General features: G+C 69.3%; 18 protein-coding genes. 4 read left to right on the plus strand and 14 right to left on the minus strand.

Annotated elements, in window-relative coordinates; all coding sequences use genetic code 11:
- Positions 1-111: 111 nt before the first annotated feature.
- The 3 genes from MKK58_RS25480 (at position 112) to der (ending at position 2,954) form a co-directional block, all read left to right on the plus strand.
- Entirely contained in the window at positions 112-720 is a 609-nt protein-coding gene (locus tag MKK58_RS25480; protein ID WP_238281959.1) for an NnrU family protein, read from the plus strand.
- Positions 721-841: 121 nt separating this feature from the next.
- Complete coding sequence (locus tag MKK58_RS25485; protein ID WP_243915737.1) at positions 842-1,555, plus strand: tetratricopeptide repeat protein; 714 nt, start codon at positions 842-844, stop codon at positions 1,553-1,555.
- A gap of 43 nt (positions 1,556-1,598) precedes the next feature.
- Complete coding sequence (gene der / locus MKK58_RS25490) at positions 1,599-2,954, plus strand: ribosome biogenesis GTPase Der (protein WP_243915738.1); 1,356 nt, start codon at positions 1,599-1,601, stop codon at positions 2,952-2,954.
- A 9-nt stretch (positions 2,955-2,963) separates the two neighbouring features.
- Here der and MKK58_RS25495 read toward each other — a convergent pair whose 3' ends face one another.
- The 13 genes from MKK58_RS25495 to rpsF form a co-directional block, all read right to left on the minus strand.
- Positions 2,964-4,433, minus strand: coding sequence for a DUF2235 domain-containing protein (locus tag MKK58_RS25495; RefSeq protein WP_243915739.1), 1,470 nt, complete (start codon positions 4,431-4,433; stop codon positions 2,964-2,966).
- A 95-nt stretch (positions 4,434-4,528) separates the two neighbouring features.
- A complete protein-coding gene (locus MKK58_RS25500; protein WP_243915740.1) occupies positions 4,529-5,656 on the minus strand; it encodes a carboxylate-amine ligase in 1,128 nt (375 codons plus the stop codon).
- A 36-nt stretch (positions 5,657-5,692) separates the two neighbouring features.
- Positions 5,693-6,112 (minus strand): dihydrofolate reductase, encoded by a 420-nt coding sequence (locus MKK58_RS25505; RefSeq protein WP_243915741.1) that lies wholly within the window; start codon positions 6,110-6,112, stop codon positions 5,693-5,695.
- Between the two features lie 42 nt (positions 6,113-6,154).
- Entirely contained in the window at positions 6,155-6,904 is a 750-nt protein-coding gene (locus MKK58_RS25510) for an SDR family NAD(P)-dependent oxidoreductase (protein WP_243915742.1), read from the minus strand.
- Positions 6,905-6,911: 7 nt separating this feature from the next.
- Positions 6,912-8,426 (minus strand): amidophosphoribosyltransferase, encoded by a 1,515-nt coding sequence (gene purF / locus MKK58_RS25515; RefSeq protein WP_243915743.1) that lies wholly within the window; start codon positions 8,424-8,426, stop codon positions 6,912-6,914.
- 107 nt (positions 8,427-8,533) lie between these two features.
- Entirely contained in the window at positions 8,534-9,139 is a 606-nt protein-coding gene (locus MKK58_RS25520) for a CvpA family protein (protein ID WP_243915744.1), read from the minus strand.
- A gap of 223 nt (positions 9,140-9,362) precedes the next feature.
- Positions 9,363-10,799 (minus strand): DNA repair protein RadA, encoded by a 1,437-nt coding sequence (radA, locus tag MKK58_RS25525; protein WP_243915745.1) that lies wholly within the window; start codon positions 10,797-10,799, stop codon positions 9,363-9,365.
- 48 nt (positions 10,800-10,847) lie between these two features.
- Positions 10,848-11,984: an alanine racemase gene (alr, locus tag MKK58_RS25530; protein WP_243915746.1), complete on the minus strand. Its 1,137-nt coding sequence runs from the start codon at positions 11,982-11,984 to the stop codon at positions 10,848-10,850.
- Positions 11,984-13,474 (minus strand): replicative DNA helicase, encoded by a 1,491-nt coding sequence (locus MKK58_RS25535; RefSeq protein WP_243915747.1) that lies wholly within the window; start codon positions 13,472-13,474, stop codon positions 11,984-11,986. The genes alr and MKK58_RS25535 overlap by 1 nt, the downstream gene beginning before the upstream one ends.
- A 288-nt stretch (positions 13,475-13,762) precedes the next feature.
- Positions 13,763-14,326 carry a 50S ribosomal protein L9 gene (gene rplI, locus MKK58_RS25540; protein WP_243915748.1) on the minus strand — a complete coding sequence of 188 codons (564 nt, stop codon included), beginning with the start codon at positions 14,324-14,326 and terminating at the stop codon, positions 13,763-13,765.
- A 30-nt stretch (positions 14,327-14,356) separates the two neighbouring features.
- On the minus strand, positions 14,357-15,400 hold the full coding sequence (locus MKK58_RS25545) for a hypothetical protein (protein ID WP_243915749.1): 1,044 nt from the start codon (positions 15,398-15,400) through the stop codon (positions 14,357-14,359).
- Between the two features lie 155 nt (positions 15,401-15,555).
- Entirely contained in the window at positions 15,556-15,840 is a 285-nt protein-coding gene (rpsR, locus tag MKK58_RS25550) for a 30S ribosomal protein S18 (protein ID WP_243915750.1), read from the minus strand.
- Positions 15,841-15,843: 3 nt separating this feature from the next.
- Positions 15,844-16,320: a 30S ribosomal protein S6 gene (gene rpsF / locus MKK58_RS25555; protein WP_055956175.1), complete on the minus strand. Its 477-nt coding sequence runs from the start codon at positions 16,318-16,320 to the stop codon at positions 15,844-15,846.
- Between the two features lie 300 nt (positions 16,321-16,620).
- On the opposite strand from rpsF, the gene MKK58_RS25560 reads away from it, so the two are divergent.
- Positions 16,621-16,998 (plus strand): hypothetical protein, encoded by a 378-nt coding sequence (locus MKK58_RS25560; RefSeq protein WP_243915751.1) that lies wholly within the window; start codon positions 16,621-16,623, stop codon positions 16,996-16,998.
- Between the two features lie 17 nt (positions 16,999-17,015).
- On the opposite strand, the gene MKK58_RS25565 is transcribed toward MKK58_RS25560, so the two are convergent.
- Positions 17,016-17,720, minus strand: a complete 705-nt coding sequence (locus MKK58_RS25565) for an MgtC/SapB family protein (RefSeq protein WP_243915752.1) — start codon at positions 17,718-17,720, stop codon at positions 17,016-17,018.
- Positions 17,721-17,740: the final 20 nt, after the last annotated feature.

The raw sequence follows: 17,740 nt of genomic DNA on the forward strand, positions 1-17,740 counted from the left end.
GGCCGAGGATTGCGTTTTGAACCGTTACACTCTGCTTGTCCGGCCGCGCATCGGGCCGGGCTTGTCCACACCGATCCGAATCCCGCGCCCCAATCCTCGCGAAAGCCCGCCATGCTGCTCCTCATCCTCGGCCTCGTGCTGTTCCTCGGCACGCATGCCTTCTCCATGGCGCGGTCGAAGCGTGCGAAGGTCATCGGCGAGGTCGGCGAGGGCCGCTACAAGCTCGCCTACACCCTGTCCTCCCTCCTCGGCCTGGTGCTGATCGCCTACGGATTCCACCTCTATCGCGAGGCCGGCTACATCGCGGTCTGGAATCCGCCGGTCTGGACGCGCCATCTCTCCCTGCTCCTGACGGCTCTGGCCTTCGTCGCCCTGGCCTCCGCCTACCTGCCGGGCCACATCCGCGCCCGGGCCAAGCACCCGATGCTGCTCGCGGTGAAGATCTGGGCCACCGCGCACCTCCTCGCCAACGGCGATCTCGGCTCGATCCTGCTCTTCGGGAGCTTCCTCGCCTGGGCGGTGATCGCGCGCATCAGCGCCAAGCGGCGGGCGCTCGCCCCCGGCGCCGTCGCCGCGCAGCATGCCGGCCCGGCCGTCGCCCCCGCCGGATGGCGCAACGACGCGCTGGCCGTGGTGATCGGTCTCGGCGTCTGGTTCGTCTTCGCCCGGTACCTGCATCCGCTGCTGATCGGCGTCGCCGCCTGGCCGGGCCAGGCCTGAATTCCGGGCCCCCGCGGCGGAGGCGCGCCGAAGCCGGTCGCCAAAGCCGGTCGCCTGTGCTAGGCGCAGGGCCTTCCTCTTCATGCAGCGGCCGTCCGGGCCCCGGGCGGCGTGAGACCACATGGCCGAGAACAACGAGTTTATCCGCGAGGTCAACGAGGACTATCGCCGCGATCAGGTCGCCGAGATCTGGCGCCGCTACAGCGGCGTGATCATCGCGCTCGCGGTCCTCGTGGTGGCCGGCGTCGGCGGCTGGCGCTACTGGCAGCACGACCAGGGCGTGCGCGCGCAAGCGGCGTCCGAGCGCTTCGAGGTCGCCAACCGCCTGGCCCGCGAGGGCAAGAATGCGGAGGCCGACAAGGCCTTCGAGGCGATCGAGGCCGAGGCGCCCGCCGGCTACGCCCTGCTCGCCCGCTTCCGCTCGGCCACCGAGACGGCCAAGCGCGACCCGAAGGCGGGCGCGGCCGAGTACGACGCCCTGGCCAACGACACCAAGATCAGCACCGGCCTGCGCGACCTCGCGCGCCTGCGCTCGGCCCTCCTGCGCGTCGACGGGACCGACGCGGATGCCGCCCTCGCCACGCTCCAGGGGCTCGCCGCTCCGAACGGCCCCTTCCGCCACACGGCTCGCGAAATGCTGGGCCTTGTCGCCCTGAAGCGCGGCGATTTCGAGGGCGCCGGCCGCTGGTTCGACCAGATCAACGCCGATCCGCAGACGCCGCAGAATCTCCGCCAGCGCATCGAGGTCTACGCGGCCCTGGTGGCCGGCGGACCCGTCACCGTGACGGCGGCGGCCCCCGCCGCGCCGGCCGCACCCCCTCCCGTAACGCGCTGAGCACACCTGCTTCTCCCGTACGCCTGACCGAAACGAGCACACCATGGATATGCCGACCGTCGCGATCGTCGGACGGCCGAACGTCGGCAAGTCGACCCTGTTCAACCGCCTCGTGGGCAAGAAGCTCGCCCTGGTGGACGACCGCCCCGGCGTGACCCGCGACCGGCGCGAGGGCGACGTCAATTTCGGTGGTCTCGTCTTCCGCATCATCGACACCGCCGGCCTCGAAGAGGCCGATCCGGGTTCGCTGATCGGCCGCATGCGCGCTCAGACCGAGGCCGCGATCCTCGAGGCCGACGTGGTGCTGTTCGTCATCGACGCCCGCGCGGGCATCCTGCCTGCCGACCAACCCTTCGCCGACATGGTCCGCCGGGCCGGCTGCCCCGTCATCCTCATCGCCAACAAGGCCGAGGGCGGCGCGGGCATGGCGGGCGCCTACGAGTCGTTCTCCCTCGGCCTCGGCGACCCGATCCCGTTCTCGGCCGAGCACGGCGAGGGCATCGGCGAGTTGCACGACGCGCTCATCGAGAACCTGCCGAAGCTCGACGACGACGAGGAGTACGACGACGATCCCCAGAACCGCTCCCTCAAGGTCGCCATCGTCGGCCGGCCCAATGCCGGCAAGTCGACCCTGATCAACCGGATGCTGGGCGAGGACCGCCTCCTCGTCGGCCCCGAGGCCGGCATCACCCGCGATTCGATCTCCCTCGATTGGGAATGGCGCGGCCGCCGGATCAAGCTCCACGACACCGCCGGCATGCGCCGCAAGGCCCGCATCGACGACAAGCTGGAGAAGCTCGCCGTGTCGGACGGCCTGCGCGCCGTGCGCTTCGCCGAGGTGGTGGTGGTGCTCCTCGACGCGACGATCCCGTTCGAGAAGCAGGATCTGACCATCGTCGACCTGATCGAGAGCGAGGGCCGCTCGCTCGTGATCGGCCTGAACAAGTGGGATCTGGTGGCGGACCAGAACGGTCTCCTGAAGAAGCTGCGCGAGGATTGCACCCGCCTGCTGCCGCAGGTTCGCGGCGTCGCGGTGGTGCCCCTCTCCGGCCTCGCCGGCGAAGGTATCGACAAGCTGATGCAGGCGGTCATCAGCGCCGAGGAGACCTGGAGTACCCGCGTCTCCACCTCGCGGATCAACGACTGGCTGAGCGAGGCGCTCCAGCGCAATCCGCCCCCGGCGGTCTCGGGCCGGCGCATCAAGATCCGCTACGCCACCCAGGTGAAGAGCCGTCCGCCGCACTTCGCCCTGTTCGGCAACCAGCTCGACGGCCTGCCGAAATCCTACACCCGCTACCTCGTCAACGGCCTGCGCGAGGCCTTCACGCTGCCGGGCACCCCGATCCGGCTCTCCCTGCGCACCTCGAAGAACCCGTTCGACCGGGAGAACAAGGGCTGAGCCCCAGGCTCAGGGCTTGAAGCCGAACCGGCTCGGATCCGCACCAAGATAGTCTAAGACGGTGCGGCCCTGCACCGAGGCGCCGGCGGATGGAGGCCGCGTCGGCATCACGGTTCCGCTCCAATCGACGACCGAGAGGGTGCGCGGCTCGGCGGCCATGCGGGGAAGCGCATCCGCGTAGGGCTTCCAGGCCCGCCACGCGGCATCGTCCCAGGCCTGGTAGGTAAAGGCGATCAGCGGCAGCACGGCGACGAGGTTCGGCGAGCGGTAGGGATAGGCCGTCTCGATACCCTCCCAGGCGACGCCGGCCGCCGAAGCCAGGAGTTCGAGGGCGCTGACGTGGATCATCTCCCCGATCGGCTCCTCATGCGGCTTGAGTCCCACGGTCTTGGTGCCGCGCCCCTTCACGGGAATTCCGTCGCTCTCGCGCGGACGGGTCTGATTGATCGCGCGGCAGGCTTGGCTCCGGAAGCGATCGAGCCTGCCCCAGGGCCGGTGGATCGGAGCCTCGACCTGCACCTCGGCCGCGCAGTCCAGGGCCGGTGCGGCCGCACCGGCGCACAGGGGGCCGAGCGGCAGGTCGGACACGTCGCGCAATCGGCCGAGCATCCAGGCGAAGGCGATGTCCTGGCGGCCCCGCTCTCGCTCGTCCCATTGCTGGTAGCCACCGCCGATATCGGCGTGAGCGCCCGGGAACCAGACCTGCTCGACCCGAGCCCCAGGGTACTTCTTGAACTTCGGCGTGTGCCATAGGGTGGCTTCGAACGCGTTCCGGTGCTCGTCGATGGCCACGGCGTGGAAGCTGTTCTCGACGATCGAGGAGAGCTCGGTGTTGTGGAACGCGTAGCGCAGTTCGTTCAGCTTCTGGAACGGTGTTGCGGGAATCCCCAAGGCGCCGACCGTGTCGAAGACGGCGACCGACGTCACCCGGACCTTGTCGGTCGGATGCAGGTAGGGCTTGAGGGCGTACCAGTCGCCGCAATTGCGGTCCCCTGGGCTCGTTCTGTAATGGCGCCAGGCCTGCGCTTCGCGCTCGGTGGTGCAGTGTTCGGGCTTCAGAAGGCCGGTGGCGAAGAGGTAGCCCACGATGCTGCGGGCGGTGTAGGCCCCGCGCGAGAAGCCCACGAGATGGATTTCGTCGTTCTCGCGGAAATGATTGCTCAGGAAGCGATAGGCCTCGCGGATGTTGTTCTCCAGGCCATCACCCATGATCCCGCCGGAGAGATGATCGAGGGCGCCGGTGCCGACGCCGCGATCGTAGTGAACCACGTATTCGAAGGTATGCAATGCCTGTTCGGCCACGGTTCCGTGTGCAATTCCGCCGCTGCCGGGAACGGCGGTAGTGTCCTCGATCGCTTCGAGACCGATCTTCAGGGCTTCGCGCAGACGCACCACGTTGGTCGGTGGATGAGATCCGTCATCGACGTTCCACGTTCCATCCAGGAACAGGATGAGCCTCCGCCTAATCGACCTCGTCATGGCAGTGACCTTGAGTTCTTGCGAATCTCCTCAAGGGTGCAATCTGTGGTTCATGGTGTCTACTGAAAAAGCCGGTCGTGCCGGAAGCGCGAACCTCAAGCCGCCGAGCGGCTCGTCTCCGCCAGCCAGTCCACCACCGCGTCGAGGGCCTGACGGTTCGAGGTGTCGCCGTTGCGCGTGTCCTCGAATGTCGCGATCTGACGGTCGGCGCTGGTGCCGTGCGCGAAGATATTCCGGGCCTGCGCGACCTCCGGTTCGCAGCCGAGGGCGGCGGCATCTTCGGCGACGAGGGCGAGGAGGTTGTCCAAGGCCTCGCCGAAGGGCAGCGCGACCTCGCTCGCCTCGTCGATCAGCTCCGCCTCCGTACCGCTGCGCTGGGCCCGCCACAGGTTCTCCTGGGCGAGCGCCCGTGAGACGCCGTCGAGACCGGCATTGAGATCCGGCCGACGCACGACGAGGCGCACGAGGCAGCGGTAGAGCGCCGCGATGGTGAGCGCGTCCTCCAGGCGGGTGCAGGAATCGGCGATCCGCAGTTCGAGCGTCGGGAATTTGATCGAGGGGCGCAGGGACCACCACAGGAAGCTCGCATCCTGGATCGAGCCCGCATTGGTCATGATCCGGACGTAGCGCTCATGGGCGGCCGCGTCGGCGAAGAGGTCGGGCAGGCCGGTGCGGGGCAATTCGCCGAAGGCGCTGAGGCGGTAGGCGCTCAGACCCGTCGGCTTGCCCTGCCAGAACGGCGACGAGGCCGAGAGGGCGAGCAGCAGCGGCTGGTAGGGCAGGAGGCGGTTCATCAGGTCGACGCGGGCGTCGGGATCGGGCACCTCCACGTGGACATGCATGCCGCAGATCAGGCTGCGCCGGCCGGCGAGGCCGACGTCCCGCAGGATGCCGCGATAGCGGTCGCCCTTGGTGGGGAGCTGGCGGGCCCAGTCCGCGACCGGGTGCGTCCCGGCGGCGAAGACCAGCAGACCGTGCTCGCGCCCGAGCTTCGCTAGTGCCGCGCGCTGCCGCGCCAGCACCTCGCGCGCCTGCGCGAAATCCGTCGCGGGCGGCGTGCAGACCTCGACCTGACACTGGAGCAGTTCGCGCCCGATCTCGGGCAGTTCCTCGCCGGCCTGGACGTGGAAGGGCTTCACCGAGCGGCGCGGGGTGCCGCGCGTCTCGGCATCCGCCAGGAAGTATTCCTCCTCGATGCCGAAGCGGTAGGGGGCTGAGGTCATCGGGAGCCTTGTGGAATGGTCGCTCCCCTCAACCCGTCAGGCGCCGGTTTGTGCCCGCGCGGGGCCGCCGACGAGCCAGGCCGGGTCGAACCAGCGGTCGGCCTCGCCGTCATAGGGCAGCCGGGTGATGTCCCAGTGCTGGATGTGCCGGGCATAGACGTCCCAGACCGCGATGCCGCCGCCGACGTAGATGCGCCGCCCGGGATAGCGCGCCAGCACGGCCTTCGGGTCCTCGTGGCTGCGGATGACGTCGATGGTGCGGTCCTTGAAGGCGAAGTCCGGCACCGACGCGATGGTCTTCGGCCCGGCGATCAGGACGTGGCCCATGGTGACGGCGAAGAACCGCGTCACGTCCTCGACGAAGAGCGGATCGGTGTTGCCCTCCCAGGGCAGGTGCCCGTTCAGGCCGAGCTGTCCGCGAAGGCCGATGGCGCAGATGCAGCGAACGTCGATCATGTGTTTCTCGGGCGGAAGGGGTCGGGACGAGCGCGGCCGGCGTCAGCTCGCCATCTGCGGCGTCAGGATCCGGTCGCTCGGGAAATCGTAGATCTTGCCGGATTCCGAAAAATCCGGGCTCGCGAGGCGCACGAAGTGCGGGGCGAGGTCGTCCGGGGTCTTCAGGGTCGTCTCGTCCTCGCCCGGCATCGCGGCCTTGCGCATCGCGGTCCGCAGGGGGCCGGGGTTGAGCAGCATGGCGCGCACGTTCGTCGTGGCCGTCTCGGCCGCGTAGGTCCGCACCAGGGCATCGAGGGCCGCCTTGGAGACGGCGTAGGGCCCCCAATAGGCCCGGCACTTCTGTGCGGCGCCCGAAGTCACGAAGATGGCGCGGCCCGCATCGGACATCCGAAGCAGCGGATCGAACGAGCGGATCAGGCGGTAATTCGCCGTGACGTTGATGTCCATCACCTGTGCCCAGGTCTTCGGCGTCACGTGCCCGATGGGCGTGAGGTTGCCGAGGATGCCCGCGTTGCCCACCAGGATGTCGAGGCGCCGCCAGCGCTCGTGGATGCCGGCGCCCAGGCGGTCGATGGCGTCGTAATCCGTGAGGTCGAGGGGCACCAGGGTAGCGCTGCCGCCGACGCCCCGGATGGCGTCGTCGAGTTCCTCGAGGCCCCCTTGGGTGCGGGAGACGGCGACGATGTGCGCGCCGGCCCCCGCCAGGGCGAGGGCGGCGGCGCGGCCGATGCCGCGCGAGGCGCCAGTGACGACGGCGAGGCGGCCGGCCAGCGGCTGGGTCGGGTGGCTCATCGGGCGCTCAATCGGCTTCGGCGAGCATGGCGAGGCGGCGGGGGCCTGCGATGGCCAGATCCGTGAGGGCGGTCGGGTAGTCGCCGGTGAAGCAATGGTCGGTGTATTGCGGGCAGGCCGCCTCGCGGCGCTCCTCGCCCATGGCCTTGTAGAGGCCGTCGATGGACAGGAAGGCCAGCGAATCCGCGCCGATGTAGCGGCGCATGCCCTCAAGGTCGTGGGTGGCGGCGAGCAGCTTCTCCCGCTCCGGCGTGTCGATGCCGTAGAAGTCCGGGTAGGTGATCGGCGGCGAGGCGATCCGGAAATGCACCTCGCGGGCGCCGGCCTCGCGCATCATGCGCACGATCTTCACCGAGGTGGTGCCGCGCACGAGGCTGTCGTCGACCAGCACGATGCGCTTGCCCTCGACCACCGCCCGGTTGGCCGAGTGCTTCATGCGCACGCCGAGTTCGCGCACCGACTGGGTCGGCTGGATGAAGGTGCGCCCGACATAGTGGTTGCGGATGATGCCCATCTCGAAGGGCAGGCCGGTCTCCTGGGCGAAGCCCAACGCGGCCGGCACGCCGGAATCCGGCACCGGAATGACCACGTCCGCCGCTGTCGCCGATTCCCGGGCGAGTTCGTGGCCGATGTTCTTGCGCACGGCATAGACGCTCTTGCCGTTCACCACCGAATCCGGCCGGGCGAAGTAGATGTACTCGAAGATGCACGGGCGCATGGGCTGCGCCGGGGCGAAGCGGATCGACTCGATGCCCTCTTCGGAAATCACCACGATCTCGCCGTTCTCGACATCGCGGATGAACTTGGCGCCGATGATGTCCAGGGCACAGGTCTCGGAGGCCAGGATGTAGCGGCCGTCAAGTTCGCCGAGCACCAGGGGCCGGATGCCCATGGGGTCGCGGGCGCCGATGAGCTTCTTGTTGGTGAGCGCCACGATGGCGTAGGCGCCCTCGATCTGGCGCAGGGCCTCGGTGAAGCGCTCGACGATGCGCGGCGCGCGGGAGCGCGCGGCCAGATGCAGGATCACCTCGGTGTCGGAGGTCGACTGGGTGATGGCGCCGTCGCGCACGAGGTCGCGGCGGATCGAGAGGGCGTTGGTGAGGTTGCCGTTATGCGCCACCGCGAGGCCGCCGCTGGCGAGTTCGGCGAAGAGCGGCTGCACGTTGCGCAGGATGGTGCCGCCGGTGGTGGAGTAGCGCACATGGCCGATGGAGGCCGGGCCCTTGAGGCGGGCGATGGTCTCGCCGTCCGAGAACGAATCGCCGACGAGGCCTGGGCGGCGCTCGGAATGAAAGACTTCTCCGTCGAAGGAGACGATGCCGGCGGCCTCCTGGCCGCGATGCTGCAGGGCGTGCAGCCCCAAGGCCACGATGGCGGAGGCATCCGGGTGGCCGAAGATGCCGAAGACGCCGCATTCCTCGCGCAGCGTATCGCCGTCGCGGTCGAGCCCGTCCACGACCTCGCGCGGCAGTCCCGTGCCCGGAAGAATCTGGGGGCGGGCGCTCGACTTGGCTACAGACATGGTGGTGTCGTTCCCTGCTTGGCCCCGCGCGAACCCCACGCGGGCACCGTCAGCCGACCGTCATGTAGTCGGCCTTCGCGCCGCGACCAAGCGCGCGGCAACGCAGATCAGCGTCGCGGGGCGGGCGTGGCTGGCGCTTCCGTACGGCGCTGGGCCGGAACCTCGCCCTCCGGCGGCTCCACCGGATCGGCCGGCGTCTCCGCCTTCGGCTTCTTGAACTGCTTGAGCAGACCTTCCGGATTCTCCGGGAGCTGAGCCACCAGGGCCTCGCCGGATTTCTCCAGCATGGGGCGGCTGCGCGCCTCCGAGGCCCAGGGCGGCATCTTGCCCTGAACCAGCCAGGCCAGGAACACCCAGCCGATCACGCAGATGAGGAAGCCGCGCCCGGCCCCGAACAGGAAGCCCAGCGACCGGTCGATCGCGCCGATGCGCGAATCGAGGATCATGTCCGACAGCTTCACGGTGAGGATGGACACCACGATCAGGGTCACGAGGAAGATCGCCGCGATCGAGGCGACGAGGGCGACGGTGGGGTTGCTCACGTGCTGGCTGATCGTGGGCAGCAGCAGGGGATGGAATTTCCACGCGATGGCGGCGGCCGCGACCCAGGCGATGATGGCGAGCACCTCGCGCGTCGCGCCGCGCACGGCAGCCAACAGCGCCGACACCACGACGATACCCAGGACGACGAGATCGAGAACGGAGAACGGCATCTCTGAGAAATGTCACTTCATGGGGCGGAGCGGCGACGATGATCGGATCGTGCGGCATCCCCCGGCCGCCACTCCGTATATCCTGCCGAAACTCGGCCGTCACCCTGGCCCGGGGGCCATCCGAGACCTGTTCGAGCGCATTCCGGATCCGGTTGATCCCTTTCGGCGATCCCTGCGGGATCGCGTTCGGGACGGTGGATTCGAGGATCGCGCGAGCGCCGCATCAATCGTCGTCGCCGTAATCCGGCGGGTTGTGCCCGCGCCGCGAAGCGCCCCGGCGCGGGCCGTTGCTGGCGATCCCCGCCACCATGTCGGCGATGTGGCGCAGGGCCTCCGTCGTCAGGGCGCCGTCGCCGCCCTCGCCGCGCCCCTGGGGCATGACGGCCTTGGCGAAGCCGAGCTTGAGCGCCTCCTTCAGACGGGCCGGGGCCTGCGCCACCGGGCGGACCGCCCCCGACAGTCCGATCTCGCCGAAATACACCGTCTCGGGCGGTAGCGTCGCCCCGGAGAGGGAAGACACGAGGGCGGCCGCGACCGCGAGGTCGGCCGCCGGCTCCGAGATGCGCAGGCCGCCCGCCACGTTGAGGTAGACGTCGTGGGTGCCGAGCCGGATGCCCCCATGGGCTTCCAGCACCGCCAGCACCATCGAGAGCCGGTTCGGGTCCCAGCCCACCACGGCCCGGCGCGGCATGCCCAGGGAGGAGGGGGCGACCAGGGCCTGGATCTCCACCAGCAGGGGCCGCGTGCCCTCCATGCCGGCGAAGACCGCGGTGCCGGGCGCCGCGTGGTCGCGCCCCGCCAGGAACAGCGCGGAGGGGTTCGGCACCTCGGCCAGACCCATATCCGTCATCTCGAACACACCGATCTCGTCGGTGGGCCCGAAGCGGTTCTTCACCGCGCGCAGGATTCGGAAGTGGTGGCCCTGGTCGCCCTCGAAGGAGGCGACGGCATCGACCATGTGCTCGACCACGCGGGGACCGGCGATCTGCCCATCCTTGGTGACGTGGCCGACGAGGATCACCGCGGTGCCGCTGGTCTTGGCGAAGCGGATCAGGGTCTGGGCCGAGCCGCGCACCTGGGTCACCGTGCCGGGCGCCGATTCCACCGTTTCGGTCCACATGGTCTGGATCGAATCGATGATGGCCAGCGCGGGCGGGCGCCCCTGCGACAGGGTCTCGACGATGTCCTCGACATTGGTTTCGGCCGCGAGCTCGACTTCGGCCGAAGACAGGCCGAGGCGCTCGGCCCGCAGGCGCACCTGGGCCACCGCCTCCTCGCCTGAGATGTAGACCACGCGCTCGCCGGTGCGCGCCATGGCGGCGGAGGCCTGCATCAGCAGGGTCGACTTGCCGATGCCGGGATCGCCGCCGAGGAGAATCACCGAGCCGCGCACGAAGCCGCCGCCGGTGACGCGGTCGAGTTCGTTGATGCCGGAGGGGATGCGCGGGGCCTCCTTCACCTCGCCGGTGAGGCCCTCCAGGGCGAAGACCCGGCCCCGGGCGCGGCTCGGGCGCGTCTTGACGGGCCCGGCCTGCGGCCCCGTGGCGCCGGTCTCCTCGACGATGGTGTTCCAGCCGTTGCAGGCCTCGCAGCGCCCGCGCCAGCGGTTGTAGACCGCCCCGCAGGACTGGCAGACGAAGGTCTGGTGGATCTTGGCCATCGCGGTTCCGCTGGAGGGGACGGTGCGACGCCGTCCGTCAGGCGGGCGTCAGGCGTCGTGTCCTGTCATATAATGGCGAACATAGCGAGAACCCAGGCCGGTGAGGATCTCGTACCCGATGGTGCCGGCGGCCCGCCCCACCGTGTCGACGTCGAGGGCGTCGCCGATCAGGGTCGCGGATGCGCCGCGCACGGCCTCGGGGGCGTCGGTGACGTCGAGGATGATGAGGTCCATCGAGATCAGCCCGAGGATCGGGCAGCGGGCGCCGCCGACGAGGGCCATGCCGCGGCCGCTCGCGGCGCGGGGATAGCCGTCCGCGTACCCCATCGAGAGCGTGGCGAGGCGCCGGGGTTCGGCCGCCCGCCAGCGGGCGTTGTAGCCGCAGGTCTCTCCGGCGGCGACCGTGCGGACCTGGGCGATCTGCGCCTCGAGCCGCACCACGGGCCGCATCGGGTTCGGCTTCCACGGGGTCGGGTTGCCGCCGAACAGGGCATAGCCGGGGCGCAGGAGGTCGTGATGCGCCGGTGCCCCGAGGAAGATGCCGGAGGAATTGGCGAAGGAGCCGGGGATTCCCGGATAGGCCGCCCGCACCCGTTCGAAGTCGCGCATCTGGCGTGCGTTGACGGGATCGCCCGACAGTTCCGCGCTGACGAGATGCGTCATCAGCAGGGCGATGCCGGCCCCCGCGATGACGGGATCGCCGGCGAGCGCCAGGGCCTCGGGCACGGCGAGGCCGAGGCGGTTCATGCCGGTATCCACGTGGAGCGCGGCTGGCAGCGCGCGGCCCTCGGATGCCGCCTGCGCGGCCCATTCGTCGAGTTCCGCGCGGCTGCCGAGAACCGGGCGAAGCGCGTGCGCGACCACGGCCGGGCCGTGGCCCGGCAGGAGTCCGTTGAGGACGTAGATCGTCGCCTCGGGCAGGGCCGCGCGGGCAGTGATTCCCTCGCTCAGGTGAGCGACGAAGAACGTCCGGCACCCGGCCGCCCATAGGGCCGGCGCGACCCGGGCGAGCCCGCAGCCATAGGCGTCCGCCTTGACCACCGCCGCGCAGGCTGCGTCCGGCGCCTGGGCGGCCAGGTGCCGCCAGTTCGCCACGATGGCCGCGAGGTCGACGGTGAGCCGGGCGCCGTGGGTGAGGTCTTGAATCGCGAGATCTCCCTGACTGACGGGTCGCGGGCCGCGCATCACATGTGCTGCTCGGGCATGCGATCCGACTGCGCGAGGTTCGAGAAGCGCGTGATGTTGGCGTCGAACTGCAGTTCCACGGTGCCGGTGGGGCCGTGGCGCTGTTTGCCTAAGATCACCTCGGCCTTGCCGTGGACGCGGTTCATCTCGGCCTCCCAGGCGAAGAACTCCTCGGTGCCCTCGCGGGGCTTCTTGTTGTTGACGTAGTACTCCTCGCGGAACACGAACATCACCACGTCGGCGTCCTGCTCGATCGAGCCCGATTCGCGAAGATCCGCGAGCTGGGGCCGCTTGTCCTCGCGGTTCTCGACCTGACGCGAGAGCTGGGACAGGGCGATGATCGGCACCGCCAGCTCCTTGGCCAGCGCCTTCATGCCGGTGGTGATCTCGGTCATCTCCTGCACGCGGTTGTCGCTGCGCTTGCCCGAGCCGGACAGCAGCTGCAGGTAGTCGACGATAAGGAGGTCGAGGCCCTTCTGGCGCTTCAGACGGCGCGCGCGGGCGGCGAGCTGCGCGATGGAGATGCCGCCGGTCTGGTCGATGTAGAACGGAATCGTCTGCATGTCCCGGGCGGCGTCGGTGATCTTGTAGAAGTCGGCCGGCTGGATGTCGCCGCGACGGATCTTGTAGGAGGCCACGCCCGATTGCTCGGCGATGATACGGGTGGCCAGCTGCTCCGCCGACATTTCGAGGGAGAAGAACCCCACGATGCCGCCGTTCTTGGTCTCGGTGCGCCCGTCCGGCAGCTTCTCGGACTGGTAGGCCTTGGCCACGTTGAAGGCGATGTTGGTGACGAGCGAGGTCTTGCCCATGGCCGGGCGGCCGGCCAGGATGATGAGATCCGAACGCTGCAGGCCGCCCATCTTGGCGTCGAGGTCGGACAGCCCCGTGGCGATGCCCGAGAGCTTGCCCTCGCGCTGATAGGCCTTGGCGGCCATGTCCACGGCCGCCGTGAGCGCGTCCGAGAACTTCTGGAAGCCTCCGTCGTACTTGCCCGATTCGGCGAGTTCGTAGAGCCGGCGCTCGGTGCCCTCGATCTGGTCGCGGGGCGAGGATTCCACCGGCGCCTCGTAGGCGCCGTTCACGAGGTCCTCGCCGATGGTGATCAGGCGGCGGCGGATGGCCAGATCGTAGATGGTGCGGCCGTAATCGCCGGCGTTGATCACGGTGGTGGCCTCGGCCGCGAGGCGGGCGAGGTACTGCATCACCGTCTGACCGCCGAGATCGGCGTCACCCAGATAGGTCTTCAGGGTGATGGGGGTCGCGAGCTTGCCCGCCTTGATGAGCTGGGCCGCCACCTCGAAGATCTTGCGGTGTACGTCCTCCATGAAGTGCTCGGCGAGGAGGAAGTCCGAGATCCGGTAATAGGCGTCGTTGTTGACCAGGATCGCGCCGAGCAGGGCCTGCTCCGCATCGATGTTGTGCGGCGCGACGCGGAATTCCTGCGCGACGGGCTGAAGGTTGGCCGTCAGGGCGTTGGGCAGGGCCATAGTCTGTTTCGAGGCTCCGACTCGTCGATACCGTGTCCGCGCGGCGACGAGGCCGCCGCGAGGTTCTAGCCGCCGACCATGGCCCCGGCATGGTTAGCCGAACCTTAGCCGATTCGCGCTCGCCCACCGTGGCATTCGCGCCACCCCCGCCCGGGTCGCGCCGCCCGGTATCCGCTCATGGAAACGCCCGCCATCCTCGCGGATGACGGGCGTCCATGCTGGAACAAATGGGGAACTAGTCAACCGGGAAAGCCGGCGATCCCCGTTGTTCACCGCGATGGAGGGAACTTACTCGCGGTCGTCGCCGGCCTCGGCGAGGGCAGCACCGACCTCGAGACCGAGGTCGTCGAGGTTGAAGGCCTCACGCTCGGTGGTCGATTCGCCGCGGGCCTGACGCTCGGCCTCTTCCGGCGAACGGGCGACGTTGACGGTGATCGAGACCTCGACCTCGGGGTGCAGCACGACCGGGACGGTGTGCAGGCCGAGCGTCTTGATCGGCTGGTTCAGGGCGAACTGGTCGCGGCCGACCGTGAAGCCGTCGGCGGTGACGACGTCGGCGAGATCGCGGGTCGAGACCGAACCGTAGAGCACGCCGGTCTCGCCCGACTGGCGGATGAGCACGAAGCTCTTGCCCTCGAGGGTCTCGGCGACGGCTTGCGCCTCGGACTTGCGCTCGAGGTTGCGGGCCTCGAGTTGGGCGCGCTGGGTCTCGAAGTGCTTCTTGTTGTTGGCGGTGGCGCGCAGGGCCTTGCCGCGGGCGAGGAGGAAGTTGCGGGCGTAGCCCGGCTTCACGTTCACGGTCTCGCCCATCTGGCCGAGCTTGGCGACGCGCTCGAGGAGAATGACTTCCATGGTCTTGGTCCTTTGGTTTGACGTTGAGGATCAGGGTCGTCCGGCCGCGTCGCGGGGACGGCGGCGGTCGAGGGCGGTATCGGCGATGCCGAACAGGGTCAGGGCGAGGAGGGCGACGCCCTGGGTGAAGAACAGGATGAGGTAGAGGCCGAACAGGAGCGCGAGGCGCCCGGGCCGCCCGCGGCTGCGGTCGTGGAAGGCGGCCAGCCCCTGCATCGCGAAGGCGGCGCTCAGCGCGCCCGCCACGGCGACGCCGAGGACACCGAGGTAGCCGGGAGCCAGGCCGACGAGCATCGCACCCGCCAGCACGCCGAGCACACGGCGCGGCATCATCGTCGCGGCGAGGTCCGGCCAGGGGCGGAGCAGGCGCCCCGAGATGCGCACGATGCGGGCGGCGGCCCAGAGGTAGAAGGTCAGCAGGACCGTCAGGCCGTGGGTGGCGAGGCCAGGCGCGACGGCGGCGAGCGCGTTGGCGACCTCGGTCCGCGTGCTCTCGGCGGGATCCTGCGGGCCCGGCTCGGCCGGAGCCTCGGCGCCGGCCTCGGGCGAGGGGGCCTCGGGCGCGGTGGGCTTGGGCGCGGTGGGCTTGGGAACGGGAGCGCCTGGATTGGCGGCGCGGTCGGCGCGGACCTCGATCAGCGTCCGGGTCATGCCCCGCAACTGCGACTGGAAGGTCTCGTAGTTCGGGGCCGCGATCACGGCGATCGCCACGAAGGCGAGGCCGGCGGTCCCCGCCGTCCAGGCGAGCAGGCGACCGGTCGGATACCATTCCATCGTGCCGTCGGCGCTCGCGCGGCCGAGGAGCGCCAGGTAGGCGAGCCACCAGGCGGGCAGGGCCAGATAGGCGAAGAAGCCGAGACCGAGGAAGGGCTGGACCACGACGGCCAGGGCCAGCGCGCCGGTGATTGCGGCGACCAGGGCGGCCCGGTGGCTCCAGCCGAGGCCCACGATCAGGATCGGGAGCGGGGCGAGCAGGTAGAGCAGGATCGCGAGCGCCGTCGCCTTCAGCAGGACGCCGAAGAGGAGGGCGGAGACGAGGCCCGCGCCGATACCGATGCCGAGAAACTGTGTCATCGATCCCGCTGTCCCACTGTCCCGGTCCGGGCAGGGTTAGAGGCGCGTGTCGCCCCAACGACTCCCGGCACCCGATCGGGAAAGCCGGTACGGACATGCACGCCGGGCGTGCACGAGTGCCTCGGCCCGGGCGATCCGGGCCGAGGCGCGCGTTGTTACTTGATCACGTAGGGGAGGAAGCCGAGGAAGCGGGCGCGCTTGATCGCCTGGGCGAGCTCGCGCTGCTTCTTGGCCGACACCGCCGTGATGCGGGACGGAACGATCTTGCCGCGCTCGGAGACGTAGCGGGACAGGAGCTTGACGTCCTTGTAGTCGATCTTGGGCGCGTTCGCGCCCGAGAAGGGGCAGGTCTTCCGACGACGGAAGAACGGACGGCGTCCACCGCCACCAGCACCACCGCCGCCAGCGGCGGGCGCACCGGGTCCAGCACCAAATGCCATGACTTAAGCCTCCCCGCCGAAGCTGCGCTCGGGGCGGTCACCCCGGTCGCCGCGATCACCACGGTCGCCGCGATCGCGGTCGCCGCCGAATCCACCACCACCGAAGCCTTCGTCGTCACGACGACGGCCGCGCTCACGATCCTTGCGGTCGTCGCGGTCGCGCTTCTGCATCATCGCCGACGGCTCGGACTCGAGCTCCTCGACCCGGACGGTCATGAAGCGCAGGACGTCCTCGGAGATCTGCATCTGGCGCTCCATCTCGGCGAGCGCCGCCGGGGGGGCGTCGACGTTGAGGAGCGTGAAATGCGCCTTGCGGTTCTTCTTGATGCGGTAGGCGAGGGACTTCACGCCCCACATCTCGATCTTCTCGACCTTGCCGCCATTGGCTTCGATGACGCCCTTGTAGGTCTCGACCATGGTCTCGACCTGCTGGGCCGTCACGTCCTGGCGCGCCAGGAAGACGTGTTCGTAGAGAGGCATTAACGGGCCCTTCATATCCAAAGGGACCCGACGGCACGGGATACGTGCGGGAAAGGGAGCGTCGGGCCGGTTCGTACGCGAGATCGCCCGGCGCCAAGCCCTTCGAGCCGTTTGAAGGCCCGAGCGGTTGATCGAAGGCGGAGACACGGGACGACGGGAAAACCCTCTTCAGGGTTCGGCCCTGTGCCGATGGAATCGGCACCGTCCGTTCAGCCCCCAGCCGGAGCGAACGCGAGGGGGTGCGCTTAAAGGAGTTGTTCGCGGTTGGCAAGTTCTGCGAGCATGCCGATAAGCGGTGTGATGGGTGTGCTGCCGAACCCCATCGGATCGAACCTGAGGGCGAGCGTGAACAGGTCGATGGAATTCAACCTCAGGGGCGATCTTGCGAAGCTCGATTCGTCGGCGCTGAACGACAGGATCGAACAGTTTTTCGCAGAATATGAGCGGCTTCGTGCGCCGATCGGGTTGGTCTCTCCGGTCAGGGCACCGTTTCTGCCCGAGTTCACGGGTCGCCCCAGATCACGAGGTCCATTTCGGGCGCTGATCTTCTACCAGATCATTTTGTTGATCGGGGGCGAGTTCTATTGGACGCGAAACGGTCGTCTCTACATCATCGAATGCGAGCTCAAGGACATGTTGGACGAATGTCAGCGTCGCATCGATCAGGGTGACCAATAGAATTCGCGCCTCGATCGTCAGGCGTCGGGATTGCGCCCCATGGTTCGACGCTCGATCGCCTCGACGCTCTCGACCGCTTCGTGACGGCGCAGGCGCTTGGTCAGGGCGTCGAGCGCGCCGCGATCCACGTGCACGAGGCAGAGGGTGATCTCGTCGCGATCGTCGGAGGCGCCCTGGCGGATCACGATCTGGCGCAGCTTTCCGGCACAGGGACCGGCCAGGATGCGGAGGCGCTCGGTGGTCAGGAGACCGTGCCGGGCCACCACACGCAGGTCGTGGCGCTGACGCCGCGCGCGGTAGCGCTCCTCGATCGGCTTCATGCCGGCGAGGATGGCGAGCACGATGACGGTCGTGGCGATGGCCGGCACGTAGAGGCCGCCGCCGGCCGCGAGGCCGATGGCCGCGACCGCCCAGAGGCTGGCGGCCGTGGTCAGGCCCTTCACCACCTCACCGCGCAGCAGGATGGTGCCCGCCCCGAGAAACCCGATGCCCGAGACGACCTGTGCGGCGACGCGGGACGGGTCGAGGGTGACGTTCGGCCGTCCGAGGATGTCCGCGAACCCGAAGGCGGAGACGATCATCAGCAGGCAGGAGCCGACGCAGACCAGCATGTGCGTGCGCATGCCGGCGGCCCAGACCAGGCGCTCGCGCTCGAAACCGATCACGCTGCCGAGGAGTGCGGCCGCCAGCAGGCGGCCGATCATGTCGAGGTTACTCAGCATGCTGCGTCCCTCGTCACGCG

The organism is Methylobacterium sp. J-078, from assembly GCF_022829285.1.
In the GTDB taxonomy this organism is placed as follows: domain Bacteria; phylum Pseudomonadota; class Alphaproteobacteria; order Rhizobiales; family Beijerinckiaceae; genus Methylobacterium.